This is a genomic window from Nocardia carnea NBRC 14403 (assembly GCF_000308515.1).
Lineage (GTDB): Bacteria > Actinomycetota > Actinomycetes > Mycobacteriales > Mycobacteriaceae > Nocardia > Nocardia carnea.
This window is the reverse complement of sequence record NZ_BAFV01000021.1, coordinates 1-22,911: the sequence shown is the minus strand read 5'-3', so window position 1 is coordinate 22,911 and position 22,911 is coordinate 1. Positions and strand designations below refer to the sequence as shown.

General features: G+C 67.1%; 21 protein-coding genes. 9 read left to right on the top strand and 12 right to left on the bottom strand.

The features are described from left to right. Nucleotides 1–3: 3 nt before the first annotated feature. On the bottom strand, nucleotides 4–1,161 hold the full coding sequence (gene dnaJ / locus ON22_RS07395; RefSeq protein ID WP_033244754.1) for a molecular chaperone DnaJ: 1,158 nt from the start codon (nucleotides 1,159–1,161) through the stop codon (nucleotides 4–6). 181 nt (nucleotides 1,162–1,342) lie between these two features. Then, nucleotides 1,343–2,374 carry a heat-inducible transcriptional repressor HrcA gene (gene hrcA, locus ON22_RS07390; protein WP_033244753.1) on the bottom strand — a complete coding sequence of 344 codons (1,032 nt, stop codon included), beginning with the start codon at nucleotides 2,372–2,374 and terminating at the stop codon, nucleotides 1,343–1,345. A gap of 193 nt (nucleotides 2,375–2,567) precedes the next feature. On the opposite strand from hrcA, the gene ON22_RS34450 reads away from it, so the two are divergent. The 3 genes from ON22_RS34450 to ON22_RS34445 are packed head-to-tail and all read left to right on the top strand — an operon-like array spanning nucleotide 2,568 to nucleotide 4,522. Then, a complete protein-coding gene (locus ON22_RS34450; protein WP_051157269.1) occupies nucleotides 2,568–3,230 on the top strand; it encodes a YbaB/EbfC family nucleoid-associated protein in 663 nt (220 codons plus the stop codon). A gap of 10 nt (nucleotides 3,231–3,240) precedes the next feature. Continuing rightward, nucleotides 3,241–3,582 carry a type VII secretion target gene (locus ON22_RS07380; RefSeq protein WP_033244752.1) on the top strand — a complete coding sequence of 114 codons (342 nt, stop codon included), beginning with the start codon at nucleotides 3,241–3,243 and terminating at the stop codon, nucleotides 3,580–3,582. 1 nt (nucleotide 3,583) lies between these two features. Then, nucleotides 3,584–4,522 carry a hypothetical protein gene (locus tag ON22_RS34445; protein WP_051157268.1) on the top strand — a complete coding sequence of 313 codons (939 nt, stop codon included), beginning with the start codon at nucleotides 3,584–3,586 and terminating at the stop codon, nucleotides 4,520–4,522. 58 nt (nucleotides 4,523–4,580) lie between these two features. On the opposite strand, the gene hemW is transcribed toward ON22_RS34445, so the two are convergent. Together hemW and ON22_RS07365 are read right to left on the bottom strand one after the other, a co-directional pair. Next, the gene (gene hemW / locus ON22_RS07370; protein WP_033244751.1) at nucleotides 4,581–5,786 is read right to left on the bottom strand and encodes a radical SAM family heme chaperone HemW; all 1,206 of its coding nucleotides are present in this window, start codon (nucleotides 5,784–5,786) and stop codon (nucleotides 4,581–4,583) included. A 24-nt stretch (nucleotides 5,787–5,810) separates the two neighbouring features. Next, nucleotides 5,811–6,239 (bottom strand): SgcJ/EcaC family oxidoreductase, encoded by a 429-nt coding sequence (locus tag ON22_RS07365; protein WP_033244750.1) that lies wholly within the window; start codon nucleotides 6,237–6,239, stop codon nucleotides 5,811–5,813. Nucleotides 6,240–6,418: 179 nt separating this feature from the next. On the opposite strand from ON22_RS07365, the gene ON22_RS38490 reads away from it, so the two are divergent. The 6 genes from ON22_RS38490 to ON22_RS07340 all read left to right on the top strand — a co-directional run bounded on the left by ON22_RS38490 (nucleotide 6,419) and on the right by ON22_RS07340 (nucleotide 12,166). Then, the gene (locus ON22_RS38490) at nucleotides 6,419–6,520 is read left to right on the top strand and encodes an Ms4527A family Cys-rich leader peptide (protein ID WP_357238227.1); all 102 of its coding nucleotides are present in this window, start codon (nucleotides 6,419–6,421) and stop codon (nucleotides 6,518–6,520) included. A gap of 134 nt (nucleotides 6,521–6,654) precedes the next feature. After that, nucleotides 6,655–8,403, top strand: coding sequence for a nitrite/sulfite reductase (locus tag ON22_RS07360; protein WP_033244749.1), 1,749 nt, complete (start codon nucleotides 6,655–6,657; stop codon nucleotides 8,401–8,403). Beyond that, nucleotides 8,400–9,164: a phosphoadenylyl-sulfate reductase gene (locus ON22_RS07355; RefSeq protein WP_086007683.1), complete on the top strand. Its 765-nt coding sequence runs from the start codon at nucleotides 8,400–8,402 to the stop codon at nucleotides 9,162–9,164. Before ON22_RS07360 ends, ON22_RS07355 begins: the two co-directional genes overlap by 4 nt. After that, a complete protein-coding gene (cysD, locus tag ON22_RS07350) occupies nucleotides 9,143–10,090 on the top strand; it encodes a sulfate adenylyltransferase subunit CysD (protein WP_174375563.1) in 948 nt (315 codons plus the stop codon). Before ON22_RS07355 ends, cysD begins: the two co-directional genes overlap by 22 nt. A 1-nt stretch (nucleotide 10,091) precedes the next feature. Continuing rightward, the gene (locus tag ON22_RS07345) at nucleotides 10,092–11,420 is read left to right on the top strand and encodes a sulfate adenylyltransferase subunit 1 (protein WP_033244747.1); all 1,329 of its coding nucleotides are present in this window, start codon (nucleotides 10,092–10,094) and stop codon (nucleotides 11,418–11,420) included. Further along, nucleotides 11,420–12,166, top strand: a complete 747-nt coding sequence (locus tag ON22_RS07340) for a sirohydrochlorin chelatase (RefSeq protein WP_033244746.1) — start codon at nucleotides 11,420–11,422, stop codon at nucleotides 12,164–12,166. Before ON22_RS07345 ends, ON22_RS07340 begins: the two co-directional genes overlap by 1 nt. Nucleotides 12,167–12,213: 47 nt before the next feature. On the opposite strand, the gene ON22_RS07335 is transcribed toward ON22_RS07340, so the two are convergent. From ON22_RS07335 to ON22_RS07295, 8 genes are all read right to left on the bottom strand, one after another. After that, on the bottom strand, nucleotides 12,214–13,011 hold the full coding sequence (locus ON22_RS07335; protein WP_033245282.1) for an HAD family hydrolase: 798 nt from the start codon (nucleotides 13,009–13,011) through the stop codon (nucleotides 12,214–12,216). Nucleotides 13,012–13,210: 199 nt separating this feature from the next. Continuing rightward, entirely contained in the window at nucleotides 13,211–15,400 is a 2,190-nt protein-coding gene (locus ON22_RS34440; protein WP_051157267.1) for an Hsp70 family protein, read from the bottom strand. 413 nt (nucleotides 15,401–15,813) lie between these two features. Further along, nucleotides 15,814–17,403, bottom strand: coding sequence for an FAD-dependent oxidoreductase (locus tag ON22_RS07320; RefSeq protein ID WP_033244745.1), 1,590 nt, complete (start codon nucleotides 17,401–17,403; stop codon nucleotides 15,814–15,816). 16 nt (nucleotides 17,404–17,419) lie between these two features. Then, nucleotides 17,420–18,439, bottom strand: coding sequence for an AurF N-oxygenase family protein (locus tag ON22_RS07315; protein WP_033244744.1), 1,020 nt, complete (start codon nucleotides 18,437–18,439; stop codon nucleotides 17,420–17,422). Between the two features lie 446 nt (nucleotides 18,440–18,885). Beyond that, nucleotides 18,886–19,881: a sulfate/molybdate ABC transporter ATP-binding protein gene (locus ON22_RS07310; protein ID WP_033244743.1), complete on the bottom strand. Its 996-nt coding sequence runs from the start codon at nucleotides 19,879–19,881 to the stop codon at nucleotides 18,886–18,888. A gap of 22 nt (nucleotides 19,882–19,903) precedes the next feature. Further along, the gene (gene cysW, locus ON22_RS07305; RefSeq protein WP_033244742.1) at nucleotides 19,904–20,710 is read right to left on the bottom strand and encodes a sulfate ABC transporter permease subunit CysW; all 807 of its coding nucleotides are present in this window, start codon (nucleotides 20,708–20,710) and stop codon (nucleotides 19,904–19,906) included. Further along, nucleotides 20,707–21,519, bottom strand: a complete 813-nt coding sequence (cysT, locus tag ON22_RS07300) for a sulfate ABC transporter permease subunit CysT (RefSeq protein ID WP_255218515.1) — start codon at nucleotides 21,517–21,519, stop codon at nucleotides 20,707–20,709. Before cysT ends, cysW begins: the two co-directional genes overlap by 4 nt. 111 nt (nucleotides 21,520–21,630) lie before the next feature. After that, nucleotides 21,631–22,665, bottom strand: a complete 1,035-nt coding sequence (locus tag ON22_RS07295; RefSeq protein ID WP_086007684.1) for a sulfate ABC transporter substrate-binding protein — start codon at nucleotides 22,663–22,665, stop codon at nucleotides 21,631–21,633. Nucleotides 22,666–22,911 lie beyond the last annotated feature (246 nt).

Below are 22,911 nucleotides of genomic sequence, written 5' to 3'. Positions count from 1 at the left end.
GGGTCAGCGTCCGCTGAAGGAGGCGCGCAACCGGGCGAACAGACCGCTGTTGTGCTCGGACTGCGCCGACATCACCTCGGCCTTGTCCCGGCCCCGCAGGCCCTTGTACTTGCGCAGCAGATCGGCCTGCTTACTGTCCAGTTTGGTGGGCACGACGATATCCAGATGCGCCATCAGATCGCCCCGCGCGCTGGACCGCAACCGCGGCATACCGTGCCCGCGCAGCACCGAGATCTCACCCGGCTGGGTCCCCGGAGCGATGGTGAGCTCGGTGGGCCCGTCCAGGATGGTGTCGATCACCACGGTGGTCCCCAGGGCGGCGTCCACCATGGGGACCCGGACGGTGCAGTGCAGATCATCGCCGTCGCGGACGAAAACATCGTGCGGCTGCTCCACGATCTCGACATACAGATCACCGGCGTGACCGCCGCCCGGGCCGACCTCACCCTGCGCCGCCAGCCGCACCCGCATCCCGTTGGCCACACCGGCCGGGATCGGGGCCGCGATCTCGCGGCGGGCCCGGACCCGGCCGTCGCCACCACATTTGTGGCAGGGGTCGGGGATGGTCTCCCCGGCGCCGCGGCAGGTCGGGCAGGGGCGGGAGGTGAGTACCTGGCCGAGGAAAGAACGCTGCACCGACTGCACCTCACCGGCACCACCGCAGGTTTCGCAGCGCACCGGCTTGGAATTGCCGTTGGTGCCCGCGCCCTTACAGAGGTCGCAGAGGATGGCGGTGTCGACGGTGAGGTGTTTGGTCACCCCGACCGCACATTCGGCCAGGCTGAGCCGGGTACGCACCAGCGAATCGGCGCCGGGTTGCACCCGGCCCCGGGCCTTGCGCGCGCCACCCCCGGCGCCACCGCTCATCCCACCGAAGAAGGCCTCGAACACATCACCCAGGCCGCCGAAACCGGCGCCGCTGAAACCACCGGCTCCGCCGCCCGCGTCCAGCGGATCACCGCCCATATCGACGATGCGGCGTTTCTCCGGATCCGTCAGCACCTCGTACGCCGCGGAGACCTCTTTGAACCGGGCCTGCGCGGCCTCGTCGGGGTTCACGTCGGGATGCAGTTCGCGAGCCAGTTTCCGGTACGCGCGTTTGAGCTCTTGGTCGGAGGCGTCCTTGCCGACACCGAGCAGTCCGTAGTAATCCCGTGCCACTTGAGTTCTCTTAGTCCTTGGTCGCTGTCCACGGCCCCGGCCTCATCCGGCCGGCCGCATGACTCCTGTCGGATGTAGCCGCCCGGCCGTGATCTAAGTCGGGTCGACTCAACTTTAGCCGTCTGAATATCCGAGCGTAACAGTGCCTGTCGGCGTGGTTCCGGCGCCGCGGCACAACCCCTCACCGTTCGGCGAGAACCTCGCCTATATAGCGGGCGACGGCTGCGACGGAGGCGATGGTTCCCGGATAGTCCATCCGGGTGGGGCCGAGCACACCCATACCGCCCAGGACCGCGCCCGCGGCGCCGTAGCCGGTGGTGACGACCGAGGTTCCGCGCATCTCCTCGACCTGGGTTTCCTCACCGATCCGCACCGTCACCATCCCCGGCTGCTGGGCGGCGGCCAGCAGTTTGAGGACCACGACCTGCTCCTCGAGCGCTTCCAGCACGGTGCGCAGCGAACCGTGCAGGCCGAAATCACCGGCGTTGCGGGTGAGGTTGGCGGTACCGCCGAGCACGAGCCGCTCCTCGGGATGCTCGACCAGGGTTTCCACCAGCACCGTCGACACCTTGATCAGCACATCCCGCAACTGCGGCGGCGCCTGCTCGGGCAGTTCGGCCACGGCGGCGGAGGCAGCGGCCAGGCGTTTACCGTCCATGGCCGCACCCAGCATGCCGCGCAGCGCGGCCAGATCCTCGTCGTCGACGACGGTGCCCAGCTCCACGATGCGCTGATCGACCCGGCCGGTATCGGTGATCACCACCAGCAGCAACCGGGCCGGATTGAGCGCCACCACCTCGAGGTGGCGCACCGTCGACGCGGATACCGTCGGATACTGGACGACAGCGACCTGACGGGTGAGCTGGGCCAGCAGCCGGACCCCGCGGCGCAGCACATCGTCGAGGTCCACCCCCGATTCCAGGAACTGCATGATGGCCTTGCGCTCCGCGGCCGACAGCGGTTTCACATCGGCGATTCGGTCCACGAACTGCCGGTATCCCTTGTCGGTGGGTATCCGCCCCGAGCTGGTGTGCGGCTGGGCGATATATCCCTCGGCCTCCAGGACCGCCATATCGTTGCGGACGGTCGCACTGGAAACACCCAGGTTGTGCCGGTCCACCAGGGTCTTCGAGCCGATGGGCTCCTTGGTGGCGACATAGTCGGCGACAATCGCCCGAAGGACCTCGAAGCGCCGATCCTCGGTGCTCGACATCGACCCACCTCCTCGCTGTGCTGTACGCGGCCTGACCCGGCGGCGTACCGGCTTGCCGAAGGCCTGGCTAGTGCACCCGGCCCCTCTCCACAGTCTAGTTCCGCACCGTCCGCAGGCTCGGTTCGTGGACCTAGCGGTGCGTGATACAGTCGCCGCCACAGCAACAGAATCTGTACTCGCAGGGGGGAATTCGGTGTCCGACGATCCGTTTACCGGGGCCGCCGGCCTGGCCCGATGGGCCGAGGAGATGCACCAGAAGGCCGAGCGGTTCCAGACGCTCCAGGGCCGGATGGCGCGACTTTCGGTAACGGAGAGCTCTGCCGATAAGAGTGTGCAGGTCACGGTCGACAACAATGGAATACCGACCGATATCCGGTTCGGTGCCGAGATCAGGCGCAAGAGTCCTGCCGCGCTGTCCGCCGAGGTGATGTCGTGTCTGAACCGGGCCCGGCAGCAGCTGGTGGATCAGGTGGCGGCGACAGTGCACGAAACAGTCGGCGACGATCCCATCGGTGCGAACATTCTGGACAAGTTCCCCAAACCACCTGCCGCCGCGGATCCAGCCTCCTGGGCACCGCCGGCGCAGGCTCCGTCCCGGCCGCATCCTGCGCCCACCGCCGACCCGGCGCAACCGCGCTCCACACCGGCATGGAACGAGCCGGCGCCGATCTGGAACGATCCGGCCGGGAGCGTCCCCGGCACCACCCTGCCCGGCCCTCGCCCACCCGCACCACCGGCCGAACCACCACCACCGCCGCGACACGGCGCCACCGCTCCGGCGAACCCGGGCTCCCTGATCCCGGATGTCGAGGACGAGGAGACCGAGTACTACCGGAACAAGTCCTGGCTGGTCTGAGGCTGCGACGATGACCGAACAACCCGCCCCGCTGAATGTCGACCCGGACCAGCTACGCACCCACGCGAACAAACTGAGTGGCCTGGCCGATCGGACCGCCACCGCACTGGAAGCTGCGGCCTATATCGCCGCCGCCGACGACGGTTTCGGCGCGATTCCACGGCCGATCGTCTCCTGGTTGTTCGCCGATAACCACACCGCGACCGTCGATGCGATCCGGAAGCTCGCCGATAGGCTCGCCGCCGTTCCCGGCATGATGAATGCCGACGCCGATTCCTTCCAGAACATGGACGAAGCCTTGTCGACGACCCTGTCGGGGCTGCGACTCGGCGACGGCCCGGAGGTGGTCTGAAATGTCCGACGAAGCCGGCCAGTGGATCACACAGAACGTCGCCGGATTCGACGACGAAGCCCCGCCCGAAAACACCTTGATCGCCGAGGGCACGGATTACGAAGACAACTATTTCGGCGAATCCGTCCTTTTCGCGAATATGGGCATGCCGGCCCCTGGCGAAGCGGGAATCGCAGCGGGCACCATCGCACCCGACGCCTGGCAAATCGTCTCGAGTTTCCAGGCGGACCCGTCCATAATGGGCGCACTGGAGGCGTTCGGCGCCACCACGGACATCGTCGGGCAGATCGCCGCCGATCCGTTCGGTTTCGTCGGGGGTCAGATCGCCGGATGGATGCTCGAACATGTCGACCCGATTCGTCTGGCATTCGATGCGCTCCTGGGAAATCCGGGCATGATCGCGGCCTACGCAGCAACATGGGAAAAAATCGCGGGGGAACTCACCGCTATCGGCGCCGACTGGCAGACCGCCGTCACTACGGATATCGCGGAGTGGTCCGGGCTTGCGGCCACCGCCTACCGCGCCTTCGCGGTGGATGCCGTCGACCGGCTGGGCGCGGCAGCGGGCGCCGCGGCAGCGTTACAGAACATCATGACGAAAACCGGCGAAATCGTGGAGGCCGTCCGCGGCCTGGTACAGGCAATCCTGGGCTCACTCGCCGCAGCGCTCATCACCTGGACCATCGAACTGGCGTGCACGGCGGGCACTGCAGCGCCGGTCGTAGCGGGTCAGGCGGCCGCACAGATCGCCGGCTCGACCACCCGGGTGTCCGGGCTCATCCAGCGCCTCACCGATGTACTGAAGGATATCGAGCCTTATAAGGCAGCCCTCACATCGATTCTGATCACCCTGACGGACGCGGACGAGATCATCGCCGACTGGCAAGGCAAAGCCACCGGGTTCGTCCAGGACCAGGTCAGCGGCGTTCTGCCCGCTTGACGCGGTTCACTCCGGTGGTCCCGGCCGGTGATCCGCCCGCCGGGACGCGGCGTGCAGCTCAACCCAGCAGCCGCAGGACGACACCGTCGGCGAGCAGCCTGCCGCGGTCGGTGAGGACCAGATGACCGTCCCGGATCGAGGCGAGACCGTCCGCGGTGGCCCCCTGGGCTGCCGCCAGACCGGCGGCGTCGAGATCCGACAGTGGAAGTCCGGTGCGCAGGCGTAGCGCGAGCATGACCCGCTCCAGGTAGCGGTCCTCCGCGGTGGGCGCTTCCCAGCCGGCGGCGGGTAGGCCGCCGTTCGAGGTGCGGGCGGCGTAGCGGGCCGGGTGCTTCACGTTCCACCAGCGGACTCCGCCGACGTGACTGTGCGCGCCGGGGCCCGCCCCCAGCCAGTCGCCGCCGTCCCAGTAACCGAGGTTGTGGCGGCACCGGGCGGCATCGCCGGAGGCCCAGTTCGAGACCTCGTACCAGGTGAGCCCGGCGGCGGCGAGACGGGCGTCGATACGTTCGTAGCGGGCGGCGAGGACGTCGTCGTCGGGTGCGGGCAGTTCGCCGCGACGTACCCGGCGGGCCAGGGCGGTGCCGTCTTCGACGATGAGCGAGTACGCCGATACGTGGTCCACACCCGCATCCAGTACTGCGTCCAGGCTGGCGTCGAGATCGCTGTCGCGTTCACCGGGGGTGCCGTAGATCAGGTCGAGATTGACGTGGTCGAACCCGGCGGCCCGCGCCTCGCGGGCGGCGGCCACCGCACGTCCGGGAGTGTGTGTGCGGTCCAGGACCGCCAGGACGTGTGATGCCGCCGACTGCATCCCCAGCGAGACGCGGGTGAATCCGGCAGCCCGGATGCGTTCGAAGAATTCGGGGGACGTGGATTCCGGGTTCGATTCGGTGGTCACCTCGGCGTCCGGGGCCAGGTCGAATTCGGACCGGACCGCGTCGAGCACGCCGGCCAGCCCGTCGGCGCCGAGCAGCGACGGGGTACCGCCGCCGACGAAAACGGTCGCGACCGGCGGGATGGCACTGGGTAGCTCCGCGAACTGCCCGGCGGCGGCCGCGAGTTCCCGGCGCAGCCCGGCCGCCCACGATTCCGGCGAGGCGGAGGTGCCCAGTTCACCGGCGGTGTAGGTGTTGAAATCGCAGTATCCGCAGCGGGTTGCGCAGAACGGCACGTGCACGTAGATGCCGAACGGCCCGCCACCGAAATCGCGCAGCACCGGAACGGTGTCGCTGTGCGGGGTCGCGGTGGCGGGCGAAGTCATCGTTCCAGTGTGCCGGGCCGCCGCTCAGCCTGCGATAACCGGGGTGTTCTGGTTGGCGGTGAGCATCCAGCGCCCGTTCTCCTTGGTCATCACGTACAGCGGGGCACCTTCGCTGTCCAGGTCGCCGGCGTCGGTGTAATAGCGCTGCCGCACCTTGACCGCCGCCACATCGGGCCGGAGGAACACGATGTGCTCGACGTCGTAGGTGACCCGGTCTTTCAAGGCGGAGCCCGGCAGCACCTGTGCTGTGAACTCCGCGATCGCGGGCTGCCCGTACAGCCTTTTGCCGTGTCCGGTCGTCCACAGGGCGTCCGCGCGGAACAACGCGGCGAACCGGTCGACATCCTCGTTTGCCTGCGCCTGCGCGACGGCGGCGACCACAGCGTGGATCGCTGCGATCTCGGTATCGGTATCGGCCGGTGCGTAGGCCGACCCGTCTGTTTCGGTACTCATACCGTCAGCCTGCAACCTCGAGTTATCTCGAGGTCAACCCTTCCTTTCCTGCCGGGCCCTCGACCTCGTCAAGCAAATATGACGACCGTCACATATAACCGGCCGGAACCAGGCGATTCTCCGGGAGCGCACGGGAAATACTGGTAGGGCGGTCGGATTGCGCGCGACGGCATGGCACAATGGGTCGCATGCGCGCATCCGGAGTTCGACTTGTGGCACGTCGCCACGTCGACTACAAGCGCGTCTGCAGCGCCTGTTGTCTGCCCGGCTCCGCCCGGTAGCTCAGCTGCGCCCAATCCCGGTTTTCCGGTGATCTTCCCCGATTCGAGGATTTCGGCCCGCTGATACCGCGGGTGCGAGTCAGCCCCTCGCGCCCTCAGCACGGACCCAAGCCATACCCAGCAGGAGCGACTTCATGACGTCGAGCACCGACGCCGCCACCGCCGCGAAGGCCGAGACCCCCGCAAAGGGCGAGACCCCCGCACGCCCCGCTCGCGCCCGCACCGGTAAACCGGTGCGCCGCCGCGCCGAGGGCCAGTGGGCGCTCGGCTACCGGGAACCGCTCAACCCGAACGAGCAGTCCAAGAAAGACGACAACCCGCTCAACGTCCGGTCCCGGATCGAGAACATCTACGCCAAGAACGGCTTCAGCAGTATCGACAAGGGCGATCTGCGCGGACGTTTCCGCTGGTGGGGCCTGTACACCCAGCGTGAGCAGGGGTACGACGGCACCTGGACCGGCGATGAGAACATCGATCTGCTCGAAGCCGAGTACTTCATGATGCGGATCCGCTGCGACGGCGGCGCACTGAACGTCGCGCAGCTGCGCACCCTCGGCGAGATCTCCACCGAGTTCGGCCGCGATACCGCCGATATCTCCGACCGGGAGAACATCCAGTACCACTGGATCGAGATCGAGAACGTCCCGGAGATCTGGCGGCGGATCGAATCGGTGGGCCTGCAGACCACGGAGGCGTGCGGCGACTGCCCCCGCGTGGTGCTCGGCTCCCCACTGGCCGGTGAATCGCTCGACGAGATCATCGACCCAACACCCGCGATCGAGGAGATCGTGCGCCGTTATATCGGCAAGCCGGAATACTCGAACCTGCCGCGTAAATTCAAGACCGCTGTCTCGGGCCAGCAGGACGTAGTGCACGAGATCAACGATGTCGCATTCATCGGCGTGAACCATCCCGAGCACGGGCCCGGCCTGGACCTGTGGGTCGGCGGCGGACTGTCCACCAACCCGATGCTGGCCCAGCGGGTCGGCGCATGGGTTCCGCTGGACGAGGTCCCCGAGGTGTGGGAGGGCGTCGTCAGCCTGTTCCGCGACTACGGATACCGGCGGCTGCGCACCAAGGCGCGGCTGAAGTTCCTGATCAAGGACTGGGGTATCGAGAAGTTCCGGCAGGTACTCGAGGACGAGTACCTGAAGCGGAAACTGATCGACGGCCCCGCGCCGGAGCAGCCGAGCCGCCCGATCGACCACGTCGGTGTACAGAAGCTGCGCAACGGTCTCAATGCCGTGGGCTTCTCCCCCATCGCCGGCCGAGTGTCCGGCACCATCCTCACGAAGGTCGCCGAGGCCGTGGAACGCGCCGGTTCCGACCGGATCCGCTTCACCCCGTACCAGAAGATCGTGGTGCTGGATATCGCCGACGACAAGGTCGAGCAGCTCATCGCCGAACTGGAACCGCTGGGCCTGCAGGCGCGGCCCTCGGTATGGCGGCGCAATCTGCTGGCCTGCAGCGGTATCGAGTTCTGCAAACTGTCCTTCGTCGAGACCCGGAAGCGCTCGCAGGTGCTGGCGCCCGAACTCGAACAGCGGCTCGCCGATATCAACGCCGAGCTCGATGTACCGATCACGATCAATATCAACGGTTGCCCGAACTCCTGCGGCCGGTCCCAGATCGCCGATATCGGGTTCAAGGGCCAGCTCGTGGACGACGGCGACGGGAATCAGGTCGAGGGCTACCAGGTTCACCTGGGTGGCAGCCTCGGCCTCGACAGCAGCTTCGGCCGCAAACTGCGCCAGCACAAGGTGACCAGCGCCGAACTCGGCGATTACATCGAACGCGTGGTGCGCAACTTCGTCAAACTCCGCGAGGACGGTGAACGGTTCGCGCAATGGGCTGTTCGCGCCGAGGAAGCCGATCTGCGATGAAACCCGCAAGCGTGGTGACGGGAGAACCCACTGTGACAACCGAGCAGAAGCAGTTGCCTGCCAAACTGGGCGCCGACGAACTCCGGGCCCTGGCCGAACGCGGTGCCGCCGAACTCGGGCCGGACGCGACGGCCGCGGAGCTGCTGCGCTGGACCGACGAGAACTTCGGTAGCGGCTATATCGTCGCGTCGAATATGCAGGACGGGGTGCTGGTGCAGCTGGCGGCCCAGGTACGCCCGGGTGTGGACGTGTTGTTCCTCGACACCGGCTACCACTTCGCCGAAACCATGGGCACCCGTGACGCCGTGGAAGCGGTGTACGGAGTGAACGTGGTGAATGTGCGCCCCGAGCACACCGTCGACGAGCAGGACGCACTGCTGGGTAAGGACCTCTTCGCCCGCGACGCCGCGGAATGCTGCCGGCTGCGCAAGGTGGTGCCGCTGCGTAATTCGCTGGCCCCGTACAACGCGTGGGTCACCGGTATCCGCCGGGTCGAGGCCCCCACCCGCGCGAACGCTCCGCTCATCTCCTTCGACGAGGGTTTCGGGCTGGTGAAGATCAACCCGATCGCGCCGTGGTCCGACGACGAGATGCAGGACTACATCGAAAAGCATTCGATTCTCGTCAATCCCCTGGTGGAGGAGGGGTATCCGTCCATCGGCTGCGCTCCGTGCACACGGAAGCCGGAGCCGGGTTCCGATCCGCGAAGCGGCCGCTGGGCCGGGCTCGCCAAGACCGAATGTGGGTTGCACGCATCATGACCGACGTAATCACCGAACGCTCTGTCGGCCTCTCGGATTTCGACACCCTGGCCGCGCTGGAATCGGAAGCGATCCATATCTTCCGCGAGGTCGCGGGTGAATTCGAACGGCCGGTGATCCTGTTCTCCGGCGGTAAGGACTCCACCGTCCTGTTGCATCTGGCGCTGAAGGCCTTCTGGCCGGCGCCGCTGCCGTTCGCGCTGCTGCACGTGGACACCGGGCACAACCTGCCCGAGGTTCTCGAATTCCGCGACCATGTGGTCGAGAAGTACGGCCTGCGCCTGCATGTGGCCGCCGTGGAGGACTATCTCACCGACGGCCGCCTCACCGAACGCGCCGACGGTATCCGCAACCCGCTGCAGACTGTGCCGCTGCTGGACGCGATCAGCGAGAACCGGTTCGACGCGGTCTTCGGGGGCGGCCGCCGCGACGAGGAACGCTCCCGTGCCAAGGAGCGGATCTTCTCGCTGCGCAACGCCTTCGGGCAGTGGGATCCGAAACGGCAGCGGCCCGAACTGTGGAACCTGTACAACGGCCGGCACGCACCGGGCGAGCATGTGCGCGTCTTCCCGCTGTCGAACTGGACCGAACTCGATATCTGGCGCTATATCGCCCGCGAGAACGTAGAACTGGCCACCATCTACTACGCGCACGAACGGCCGGTGTACCAGCGCGACGGCATGTGGATGACGCCCGGTAGCTGGGGCGGCCCGCGCGAGGACGAGGTCCTGGAGACCCGTTCGGTGCGGTACCGCACCGTCGGCGACGGTTCCACCACCGGCGCCATCCTGTCCGACGCTGCCGATAACGAGGCCATTCTGGCCGAGGTCGCCGCCTCCCGGCTGACCGAACGCGGCGCGACCCGTGGCGACGACCGAGTCTCCGAGGCCGCCATGGAAGACCGTAAACGAGAGGGATATTTCTGATATGTCCGACCTATTGAGGCTGGCCACCGCCGGTTCTGTCGACGACGGCAAGTCCACCCTGGTCGGACGTCTGCTCTACGACACCAAGTCCGTGCTGGCCGACCAGATCGATGCGGTGACCCGGGCTTCGGTGGACAAGGGTCTGTCCACTCCCGACCTCTCGCTGCTGGTGGACGGTCTGCGGGCCGAACGCGAACAGGGCATCACCATCGATGTCGCCTACCGGTATTTCGCGACACCGAAACGTTCCTTCGTTCTGGCCGACACCCCCGGACATGTGCAGTACACCCGTAACACCGTGTCCGGCGCATCCACCGCACAGTTGGTGATCCTGCTGGTGGATGCCCGTAAAGGCGTGATCGAGCAGACCCGCCGCCACGCCGCGGTGCTGGCACTGCTCGGGGTGCCGAAACTGGTGCTGGCCGTGAACAAGATCGATCTCATCGGTGTCGACGAACCCAGCGAACAGGCCCGGCAGGCCGCGGCCGGCAAGGTTTTCGCCGAGATCTCCGCCGAGTTCTCCCACCTCACCCGCACACTCGGCTGGGCGGAGGAGGATGTGCTGGAGATCCCGGTCTCCGCGCTGCGCGGCGACAATATCGCCACCCGCTCCGACGAGACCCCGTACTATAGCGGCCCGTCGCTGATCGAGCATCTCGAATCGGTGCCGGTGGACGCGGACAACTCCGGAACCCACGCAGTGGGCCTGCGGTTCCCGGTGCAGTACGTGATCCGGCCGCGCACCCCCGAATACCCCGACTACCGCGGATACGCGGGCCAGATCGCGGCGGGTTCGGTGGCACCGGGCGACGAGGTCGTGGTGCTGCCCTCCGGTATCCGCACCACCGTGGAACGGATCGACACCCCCGACGGGGAACTCGCGGTCGCGCAGGCCGGGCGCAGTGTCACGCTGATCCTGGCCGACGAGGTCGATATCTCCCGCGGCGACACCATCGCCTCCCCCGGCGACGCCCCGGAGCCGGTCGACACCTTCGACGCCACCGTCTGCTGGCTCGGCGACAAACCGCTGCGGCCCGGTGCGCGGCTGCTGCTCAAACACGGCACCCGTACTACGCAGGCCATCGTGGGCACGCTCACCGAACGCTTCGACGAACAGCGCCTGATCGCCGCTCCGAACCCGGAATCGTTGTCTCTCAACGATATCGGCCGCATCTCGGTACGCGTCGCCGAACCGATCGCCACCGACGACTACCGCACCAACCGGCACACCGGCAGCTTCCTGCTGATCGACCCGGCGGGCGGCAACACCCTCGCGGCCGGACTGGTCGGGGATGTTCTCAGCGCGGTAGAGGTCGGAACCGAGGCCTGATGCCGGCCCCCACGCTGGTCGCGGTGGCGCACGGCAGCCGGGACCCCCGGTCTGCCGCCACCGTCGCCACGCTCATGGACCAGGTCCGGGCGGCCCGCCCGGACGTGCCCGCGCGCCTGGCATTCCTGGACCTGAACGCGCCTTCGGTCGGGCAGGTACTGGACTCGGTGGCCGAATCCGGGGAAACCCAGGCCATCGCGGTCCCGCTGCTGCTCGGCAGCGCCTTCCACGCCCGGGTCGATCTCCCCGGGCTGCTGGCAGAGGCGGCGGCCCGGCATCCGCGGCTGCACCTGACCCAGGCCGATGTCCTCGGCGCCGATCCACGCCTGATCTCGGTACTGGACAACCGGGTTCGCGCGGCATGCGCTGCCCGCGGCTGGACTGCGCCACACGACCGGGTGGGTATCGCGCTGGCTGCGGTCGGCTCGTCCTCCGCGGCCGCGAACCGCACCACCGCCCGGCTGGCCCGTCGATTCGCCGCGCAAACCGGTCACCCGACGGAAGTATGTTTCGCCACCACCCAACCGTCACTGACGCATGCAGTGCAGCGGTTACGTGCCCGCGGTGCCGAAAACCTGCTGGTAGCTCCCTGGTTCCTGGCTCCCGGTCTGCTCACCGATCGCCTGGTCGCCGAGGACACCGGCCTACCGCACACGGCGGTCCTGGGCCCCGATCCCGCGCTCGCCGAGGTCGTGTGGAACCGCTACGATTCCGCGAACTCACGCACTCTGTCCCTTTCGGCCTGACCGCTCCCCCGCGGACGGTCGGTCCCCGCAGGTCTGTCGCGCAGCGGTCAGAACCAGCGTTCCAGGACGTCGGCCACTCCGTCGGCGGTGACGTCGGCGGTCACCTCGTCGACGATTGCGTGCAGTTCGGCGGGGGCGTTCGCCATGGCGACGGAATGCCCGGCCCAGGCGAACATTTCCCGGTCGTTGAACCCGTCTCCGATGGCCAGTGTTGCTTTGCGTGGAATGTTCAGTGCCCGGCGCAACTGCTCCAGCGCCCAGCCCTTGGACACTCCCCGGCGGGCGATCGTGAGCCATGGACCGAATTCACCGTAGACCCAGCTGATATTCGGAACGGCCAGGGTTTCCAGCAGACTGTGCATCTCGGTGACCGAGCCCTCGGGCCACCAGCAGTTCAGCCGGGGTGTGGGCACACTGCACAGGGTGTGGTGGTCGACCACCAGGTATTCCCCACCGGCGTAGTACTCACCGGGACTCATTCCGGTCGCCCAGAAACCCGACCCCACCTGCTCCGCGGTGAAAATCATATCGGGGAACAGATCCCGTAGCGCCGTCACCGCCGGCCGCGGATCGAAGGTGTGCACCGCAGTGGGCTCGGCCGCTTCGATATCGATATGTACCGCCCCGTTCGAGCAGACGGCGTGCCCCCGCACGAGACCCAGTTCGGCGAGTACCGGCCGGGTGCTCACCACGGTCCGCCCGGTACTCACCACTACATGCGCTCCGAATGCAACGGCCGACCGAACTGCTGCCGCCACCCGATCGGTCACCGGCGCACCGGTTTTCAGCAATGTACCGTCCACATCCAGTGCGATCAGTCGCGGTGGCTCCCTGTCTACATCCACCTTCTCGATTCTCCCGTGGACCGGGTTCCCCGGCACTGGATTTCGTTATCTGCTCCGGGGACTACACCGCTGATCGACCACCCGGTTTCCTGCACTCGGTTACGCGTCGCAGTGTTCGCCGGTGATACCGCCACGATCACAATATGCATATCCGCTCCATCGCGGCGACCGGCAGATTCCTCGCGCGTGGGCCGTGCGGTCAGTTGTCGGAGCCGCCGCCCGAGGACTTCCCGCCCGAACCTTTGCTCCGGGAGGACCCGCCGTCACTACCGGAGGAACTGGAGCCGCCGGAATCGGAGCCCCGGGATTTCGAGCCCTTCGACGAATCGGAGCCGCCGGAATCCGAATTGCCGCCGCTCGAACGACCGCCGCCGAAACCACCGAACCCGCCGGAATCACTGTTCGAGCCGCCGGATGAATCGGATCCGCCGGAGGAGACCCCGCCCGGGCCGCTGTCCGAGCCGCCGAAACCGCCCCCTCCGAAACCGCCGGAATCGCCTCCATCGGAGCCACCCGAACCGAAGCCACCCGAGTCACCTGAGCCGTAACCACCCGAATCACCTGCTCCGTAACCGCCCGGATCGCCCGTGCCGTAACCACCGGTGTTTCCCGTACCGAAGCCGCCCGGCGCACCGGTTCCGGAACCGCCGGATTCATCCGCTCCGGAACCGCCGGAGTTGCCGGCCCCGGATCCGTCGTCCCCCGACTCCGGCGCCGAGGTATCGCCCGAACCGTCCGGCGCCGACCATCCGGTGCCCGGATCCGACCATTCGCTGCCCGGTGCCGACCAGTTGCCGCCCGGCGTTTCCTCGCCACCGGACCAGTTCCCACCCGGTATCTCCGGTATTCCGGGGTTGCCGTTATCGGGAACTCCGGGCACGGGGCCGGTGCCGTTGTCCGGATCCCGCTCCGGCTCATCGGTTTCCTCACCGGTCTGTCCCCCGGGCGGATCGACAATGGGCGTATCGTCCGGGTCGGGACCGCCGGGAAGTTCGATTCCGGGAGTTTCCGGTTCCGCGGGGCCCGGATCGGGCCGCACCGGGAGATCGGGAGGGTCGAACGGGATCGGGTTCTGGAATCGCGCCGGATCGCTGTAGCGGGATTCGTTGTCGGCGTGCCGGTCGCGGGGTGAGGTGTGCGAGTCGTTGCGGTCGCCATCACGATCCGGTGCCGGGTCCGCAGGCGCTGCCGCGGTTGCGGGCATCGGAGGCCCGTACGGTCGCGATACCCCGGCGGGGGCGATATGCGGCCCGCTGTCGAGCGGCGCGTAGGACACACTCCATCCGGTGCCGGAGCGTTCCACCTGCGCTTCGCCGTGGATTTCGTACAGCACCGCCCCCGGGGTCTGCAGCGGCATCCGGTCCCGGTCCGGCACCACGGTATCGGCGGCACCGTTGCCCAGGATGGTAGCCGCGGACATGGCTACCGCGGAGAATACGGCGGCACCGGAGAAGATCGGGGCATGCTTGGCCCGGGACGAACCGGCCAGCGGAACACTCTCCGCGGCCATGGCGGCGGCGCCGAGCGCCACGCATTGCGCCGAATCGGCGGCGATCGTCACCGGTAATCCCAGTTCGGCGAGGGTTTCGGCGACCTGCGGCGGCCGGGACGCACCACCGACCACCAGGATGCGGCCGATATCGGACAGGGCAACACCGGCCGAGCGCACCGCGCCGCGCACCACCTCGAGCGAATCGCGGATATGTTCGCGGCGCAGGCCTTCGGGGTCGACGAAGGACATCAGCGAAACGGTGCCGGTACCCGGTTCGGCCGGGCCGATCGCCCGGTCACCCGCGCAGCGGGCGATCATCGCGCCGAGTGGGCGGCCACCGAAATCGTAGGATCGCACCGGTTTTCCGACCACGGGATGATCCGGCCAGTCCATCCCGGTGCGTACCACCGCGACATCGAGACTGTTCCCGCCCAGGTCGTAGACCAGGACGAATCCGGTATCCAGCGGGCCGTGTTCGGTATCGAGCCAATGCGCGGCGGCCACGGGTTCCGGAACCAGTTGGACATGCCCGACACCGGCGAGGTCGAGACTCTGCCGGAGCAGGTCGAGTTGTTTGGCGCTGTACCCGGCCGGATGGGTGGCGACCACTCCGGCCGCCGGTTCGGCGGCGACCAGCCCCTGTACCACCGAGGCGAAGATGCTGGCCGGCGCCCAGATCCGGCCGTCGACGTAGACCGATTCCGGGTCGCGGCCCAGGTCGGCGAATTCGCTGACCGCCGTGGAGAATCGGGTGATTCCGCCGAGCCGCGCGGTACCGCGGTTGTCGAATCCGACAGCCGTCCGCCGTGTCCGCACGATCGGCCGGGCGTCGTGCTCGGCGACCCGCGCCGAGACAACGTTCACCGTGCCGATACTGATACCCAGCCCTGAAGTCATTTGCCATCCCGTCAACGCACCGAGACCACGTCCTGCGAAAAAGCCATGGGCGCGGTCGTTTTCCAAACAGCGACCACAGGTTAGCTGCAATGGCCGGAATAAATCGAATAATCGGCGATGAAAGATGAAGTTACGGAACAACTCCCCGAATAACGGCCGGAAAACAAACCGGCAGTTCAATTTTCCATTACCCCGAAAATTACCTCTGAACTGGTAATTCGATAGAAACCCCCAGGGACACACCACTGTCCGCCGATGTGTCCTCAAGTAACCCCCACTGACATCCGGACGTGCGTCCAGGCATGGCTACCAATCGGTAACCGATCAATAGCTACTCAGGTCGAATTCACTCCGCGCAAACGAAAACCGCCCGCCCGGTGCGATACCGGACGGGCGGAAGCTGACGGGTTGCCTCAGGTACGAGCGAACAAGCGGCGCACCGGTTTGGCGGTGCGGGTCACCGCACCCGCGGCCCGGACCTGCGGCCGGCGCTGCCGCAACAGCCGGTCGAACGCCTCCGCGCCGCCCGCGGGCTCGGCCAGCCGGCCGGCGTTGAAATCGTCGGCCAGCTGCTGCACGGTTTCCTGAGCACAGGATTTGTTGGTGCCGATGAACCCGGTGGGGCCGCGCTTGATCCAGCCGGTCACATACGCACCCGGGAAGACATCGCCTTCCGGACCTGTCAGCACCCGGCCGGCCCGGTTCGGGATGATCGCGCGCTGCTCGTCGAACGGCAGGCCGGGTGTGGGCACGCCGCGGTAGCCGACCGAGGTGAGCACCAGCCCGGTCTCCAGGAGGTCGATATCGCCCGTGGCCACCGCACGGGCCCGGCCGTCGTCGCCGGCAACCAGCTCGGTGCGGTCCACTTCGAGACCGGTGACCGCGTCGGGTCCGAGGATCCGGCTCGGCGCGCTCTGGTAGCGGAAGACGATCCGGCGGCGCTGCCCGAACGGCCGATCGGCCACCCGGTGCAGCAATTTCAGCTTCTGCTCCACCTGGTACGACAGATCGCCGGTGAGCGGCGGCAGGTCACCCTCGATCGCGATATCCACATCGGAACCCAGCAGCCCGACGAACTCCGGGACGGTGAAGGCCGATTCGGCCGGACCGCGCCGGCCCAGCACCACGACCTCACGTACTTCGCTACGCCGCAGTGCCTCGAGCGCGACCGGCGAGATATCGCTACCGGCCAGCTCTTCCGGATCGGTGGTGAGGATCCGGGCCACGTCGAGCGCGACATTGCCGTTGCCGACCACGACCACCCGGCGCTGGGACAGATCGAAATCGTCGTCGACATGATCGGGATGCCCGTTGTACCAGGCCACGAAATCGGTGGCCGAGACGTTCCCCGCCAAACCTTCACCGGGGATACCGAGCTTACGGTCGGAAGTGGCACCGACTGCGTACACGACCGCATGGTGGTACGCGAGCAGTTCTTCGTGCGAAATATGTTTGCCGACCTCGATATCGAAGTACGACCCGAATCCGGGCTGCCGCGACATCACGTCGAACAGGTCGGCGACCTTGCGGGTCTTCCGGTGATCCGGTGCCACACCGTAGCGGGCCAAACCGTAGGGAACCGGCAGCCGGTCGAATACGGTCACCCGCACATCGGGCTGGGTGAGCAGTTCGTCCGCGGCATACATGGCCGAGGGCCCGGAGCCGACCACCGCGACCCGCAGCGGGCCGCGGCCGGCGGTATCGATCGGCGGAGCCGGAACCGGCTGGGCCAGGATCGGACGGGGTCGGGACTGCCGGTAGAAGTCGGCGTTGATCTCGATGAACGGCTTCTGCTCGTCGGTCAGCTTCTTCGACGAGGTGATGGCATCCACCGGGCAGGCCGAGGCGCAGGCGCCGCAGTCCACGCAGGCGGCCGGGTCGACGTAGAGCATGTCCGCGGTCCGGAAATCCGGTTCGTCCGGGGTGGGATGGATGCAGTTGACCGGACAGGCGTAGACGCAGGACGCGTCGCTACAGCACGACTGGGTGACGACGTAGGGCATCGAGTAGACCCGTCGCTCAGGCAGCGGCGCCGGGCACGGCGCGCAGCGGTTCGGAACGGTACCGGGTGGTGTGCCCGGCGATGCCCAGCATCTTCCAGACCCGCTTGGCGACCGGGTTCATGAGCCCGATGTCGTGTGCCAGGGCGCGCACATCACCGAAGTAGTCGCTGAAGGTCTGCTTCGCCTCGGGGGAACCGTAGAACAGCTCCTTGCGCACGCTCTTCGGGATATCGAATTCCTCGAAGAAGGTTTTGGGCGGGGTCGCGATGGCGCGACCCAGGATCCACATGATCAGCGGCATGGCCAGCGACAGGATGAACTTGTTGCGGCGCGAGGATTCCGGTACGTGCTGTTTGAGGAATTCGTGCGCGAAGGAGATATGCCGCGCTTCCTCGGCCACGTGGATGGCCATCACGCCCCGCATGATCGGGTGTACTTCCTCGCCGGAGCGCAGGATGTCCTTCTGGATGTGGTCGATGGGCTCTTCCCCGGCCAGGACGGCCATGAAGAACAGGTTCGGGAAGGCGACCGCGACGGGCACCGCGAGGTGGCGCAGCTGGCGGACGAGCGGACCCATTCCGGGTACGTCGACGCCGATCCGGTTCACCATCTCCTGGAACATCAGGGTGTGGTTGTGCTCCTCGATCATCTCGTGGGAGCAGTAGCGGAACTCCGGGTCACCGTTGGGCAGCCCGAAGACATGCTGCATCATGCCGCTGATCAAGATGGCCTCGAACTGCAGCCCGACCTTGGCGACATTGGCCTGGCGATATTTGCCGAGTTCGATCTTCTGTTCGGCCGACAGCGCCCGGTACCAGGGGTGGCGGCCCAGGGTGTCGGCGGAAACGGGCAGGATCCAGCGTTCCGGCCGTGCGTTCACGTCGAAGTCCGGGTGATCCCAGTCGATATCTTCGAACGGGTCGAAATGCCGGTTGACCGAGCCTTCCGACAGCAGCAGCAGCTTTTCCGCGTACTCCTGGGCCTGAGCGACCAGCTGGTCGTCGGAGACCGTGGTGGCTGAAGACGTCATCGTCATGCCTCTCGTCAATGATTCCGGCTTAACTGTTTCCCATAGTTACAGCTAAGTCGGGGTACGTCAACACGACGTTCGGGACACCGGGATAACAGTCGATACTCGAAAGACATCACCGCAGCTCAACACATATAATGACGCAAGCTGTCAACGCTCGGAGAACTATCTCTGCCGAGGACCCCGGGCCTTGCCCGTCCAGCTTCGGCAGGAGATCCGGTCACAGGTAGTTGCCGATTCGCCGGATAACCGCGCGGCCGGAACCTGCGCGGGCCCGCCTCGGCACCGTGGGCTCGCACGAATCCTGCACCAGCCGGACCACCGTTGCGACCCCGGCACGAGAACCTGGCCCGAATCACTGCCGCCGGCCCATCGACCTGGCGCGCGGATTTCACATCGCATGCCGCGACCGACGGGAGTTGTCGCGCGCTGCCGGAGCGGCTGTGTGGGTCCTAGGCGACCGGCAGTTCCGGGATCCGGGTGGCGCGGGCGTAGACGGTCTCCCCCTCCGCCAGCCGCAGCGCCTCGGCATCACCGCGCGTCACCTGGGCGACGAACAGATCCCCGGTGGCGGCATTGCGCATCTCCACCCGGACCTCGAACCCGAGCCGCACCACCCGTTCGATCGTCGCCCGGGTGACCCCCGCCGATTCCGCCGTGCCCTCGTAGGCGGCCAGCGCCATACTCGGATCCCGGCCCACCCGGATATCGTGCGGCCGCACCAGATGGCCGTTCAACCGCGCCACCGCACCGAGGAATGTCATGACGAATTCGCTGGCCGGCCGGTCGTAGACATCTTCGGGACTGCCGACCTGTTCGATCCGGCCGGCGTTCATCACCGCGATCCGGTCGGCGACGTCGAGGGCTTCCTCCTGGTCGTGGGTCACCAGCACGGTGGTCACATGTACTTCTTCGTGCAGGCGCCGCAGCCAGGTGCGCAGATCCGCGCGCACCTTCGCGTCCAGCGCACCGAACGGTTCGTCCAGCAGCAGGACCTGGGGATCCACGGCGAGTGCGCGGGCCAGCGCCATCCGCTGGCGCTGGCCACCGGAGAGCTGCGCCGGATAGCGGTGCTGGAAACCGTCGAGCCCGACGATGCCCAGCAGTTCGTCCACTCGTTTGGCGATCTCGTTCTTGGGGCGTTTGCGGATGGTCAGGCCGAAGGCCACATTGTCGCGGACCGTCATATGTTTGAACGCCGCGTAGTGCTGGAAGACGAACCCGATATCGCGCTTCTGCGGCGGCACCCGGGTCACATCGCGACCGCTGATGGTGACCACACCCGAATCGAGGTTCTCCAGTCCGGCGATCGACCGCAGCAGGGTCGATTTACCGGAACCGGAGGGGCCGAGCAGCGCGGTCAGCTCGCCGGAGGGGATCTCCAGGCTGACATCGTCGAGGGCGGCGAAAGAACCGTAGTTCTTGCGCGCATTGGTCACGGTGATCATGGGCGGCCTCCGGCGTGCACGGTCATGACACGTCCCGCTTACGTTCCAGGAGTGTCATCAACAGCAGGGTGATGAGTGCGAGACCCATCAGCAGAACTGCGGCGCAGTAGGCGCCGAAATCGTTGTGATCGTTGATATAGCGTTCGTGCACCAGCAGGGTGAGTGTCTGCGAGACACCGGGGAAACCGGACGACACCATGATCACCGCACCGAATTCGCCGAGCGCACGGGCGACGGTGAGCACCACACCGTAGGTGAGGCCCCAGCGGATGGCGGGGACGGTGATCCGCCAGAAGGTCTGCCAGCGGGAGGCGCCCAGGGTCGCGGCCGCCTGTTCCTGATCGTCACCGATCTCGTGCAGGACCGGTTCCACCTCGCGCACCACGAACGGCATGGTCACGAAGATGGTCGCCAGCACCATCCCGGGCAGCGCGAAGATCACCGGGAAACCCCATTCGGCGATCGCCCCGAACCAGCCGCCCACACCCCACAGCATGATCAGCGCAACACCCACCACCACCGGTGAGACCGCGAACGGCAGGTCCACCAGCCCCTGCAGCAACCGCCGGCCGGGGAAGTTCCCGCGCACCAGGGCCAGCGCGATCACCACTCCGAGGACCACGTTCACGGGCACCACGATGACCAGGATGATCATGGACAGGTTGAAGGCGGAGATGGCGGCCGGCGTGCTGATCTGGTCGATGAAGGCGCCGATACCGTGCTCGAACGCCCGGTACAGGATGATCCCCAGCGGCAGGACCAGCAGCACGAACAGATAGCCGAGCGCCACTACCCGCAGACTCACCCGGCTGGGTGTGGACAGTTTCATCGGGCCTCGCGTTCCTTCCGGGCCGTCCGCTCGGCGAACACCCGCAGTACCAGCAGGACGACGAACGCGATCACCAGCAGCGCCACCGATACCGCCGCCGCATTCACCGGCCGGTCGATTTCGATCTGCTGCTGGATGTACTGCGAGGCCACCTGCGTATCGCGCGGAATATTGCCGCCGATCAGCACCACCGACCCGAACTCGCCGATCGCCCGGGCGAAGGCCAGCCCGCCGCCACTGATGATCGCGGGCGCCAGGGTGGGCAGCACGATCCGCCGGAACGTGGTCCAGTTGTCCGCGCCCAGTGACAACGCCGCCTGTTCGACCTCACGATCGGCCTCGATCAGTACCGGCTGCACCGACCGCACCACGAACGGCAGGGTGACGAAGGCCAGCGCGACCACCAGCCCCGGCTGGGTGGCATTCAGATGGATATCGATCGGGCTCTTGGGCCCGTACAGCGCGAGCAGCACAATACTGGCGACGATGGTCGGCAGCGCGAACGGCAGATCGATCAACGCGTTGACCATGCCCTTGCCGGGGAAGTCGTCGCGTACCAGCACCCAGGCGATCAAGGTCCCCATGACGATGTTGAGCAACGCCACCACGATGGATACCAGCACCGTCACCCGTAGCGAGGCCAGTGCCAGCGGGTCGGTGATCGCGCCCCAGAATCCCGACCAGCCGTCGTCGAAGGCGCTGAAGGTGAGCGCGGCCAGCGGTAGCAGCACGATCACACTCAGCCAGAGCATGGCGGTGGCGATACCGAGCGGGCCCACCGAACCGGTGAACCGCAGCCAGGAGCCCAGCGGGCGGCGAGTGGGTTCGGCGCGCGCCGCGGCCGCGGCGGGCGCGGGTTCGGTGTCGGGGCTGTGTTCGGTCACGAGTATCGAGTATCGCGTGTGGTCCGGGTCACCCGGCTACTCGGTCGAGTTGTCGTAGGCGACGGCGATCGCACCGGACTCGGGAGCGAACAGTTCGGCCTCTACCGTTTCCCACCCGCCGAGGTCGGCGATCGTGTACTGCGTGGCCGGTTCCGGGAACTCCGCGGCATACTCGGCGGCGACCCCGGGATCGACCGGGCGGAAGCCGGCGTCGGCCCACGCCCGCTGCGCGGCCGGGGTATAGAGGAAATCCCGGAACGCCAGCGCCTTCTCCGGATGCTGGGCATGTTCGAGCACCGCGACCGGGTTCTCGATCCGGAACGTGGTTTCCGGCACGATATGTTCCACCGGGTCACCGTGCCGTTCGGCGAAAATCGCCTCGTTCTCGTAGCTGATCAGCACATCACCGGTGCCCTGCAGGAAGGTCTCGGTGGCCTCCCGGCCGGATTTCGGCTGCACCCGTACCCGGTCCAGCATCTGATCCAGGAAATCGATCCCGGCCTGCTGATCGCGCCCACCATCACTGGCCGCGGCATAAGGCGCCAGCAGGTTCCATTTCGCGGAACCGGAACTGAACGGGTTGGGGGTGACGACCTCGACATCCGGTCTCAGCAGATCGTCCCAGCCGCGGATGTTCTTCGGATTACCGGCCCGTACCACCAGGGTGACCACCGAACCGAACGGGATACCGCGGGTGGCGCCGGCATTCCAGTCCGGGTCCACCAGCCCGGCATCCACCAGCCGGGTGATATCGGGTTCGAGCGAAAAGCTCACGATATCGGCGGGCGCGCCGCGCGCGATCTTGCGGGATTGGTCCGCGGAGGCGCCGTAGGACTGGCGCACCTCCACCCCTTCGCCCGCCTCGGTCTCGTTGAACACCGGCACGACCTCGTCGTAACCGGGTTTGGGAATCGCGTACGCGTACAGGTCGACCGTGCCGCCACTGCCGTCGGCGCCGCCCCCACCGACTTCGTCACTGGAACCACCCGCACATGCGCTCAGCACCACGGGTAATGCGACCAGCGCGGCGAACAGCCGGCGGCGCCCCGCCGGGCGACCGGTACGCGACATCATGAACCCTTCCGCGCCGAATCCGCGCCGAGATCGTGCGGATCCGCGGCCACCCGGGCCGATCACAGTGTGAACAACCAGGCGATAACCACCAGCACCAGCAGCGCGGCCAGTGCGAGCTGTACTCGCGAGCGCGGCATCAGCCCACCTCGCTTCCGGTCTCGCGGTCTCCGTCGGTGTCATCGCGCCCCAGCGCCCCGGCGGCCAGGCGCACGGCCCGGTCGATGAGATAGGCGATACCGAAAC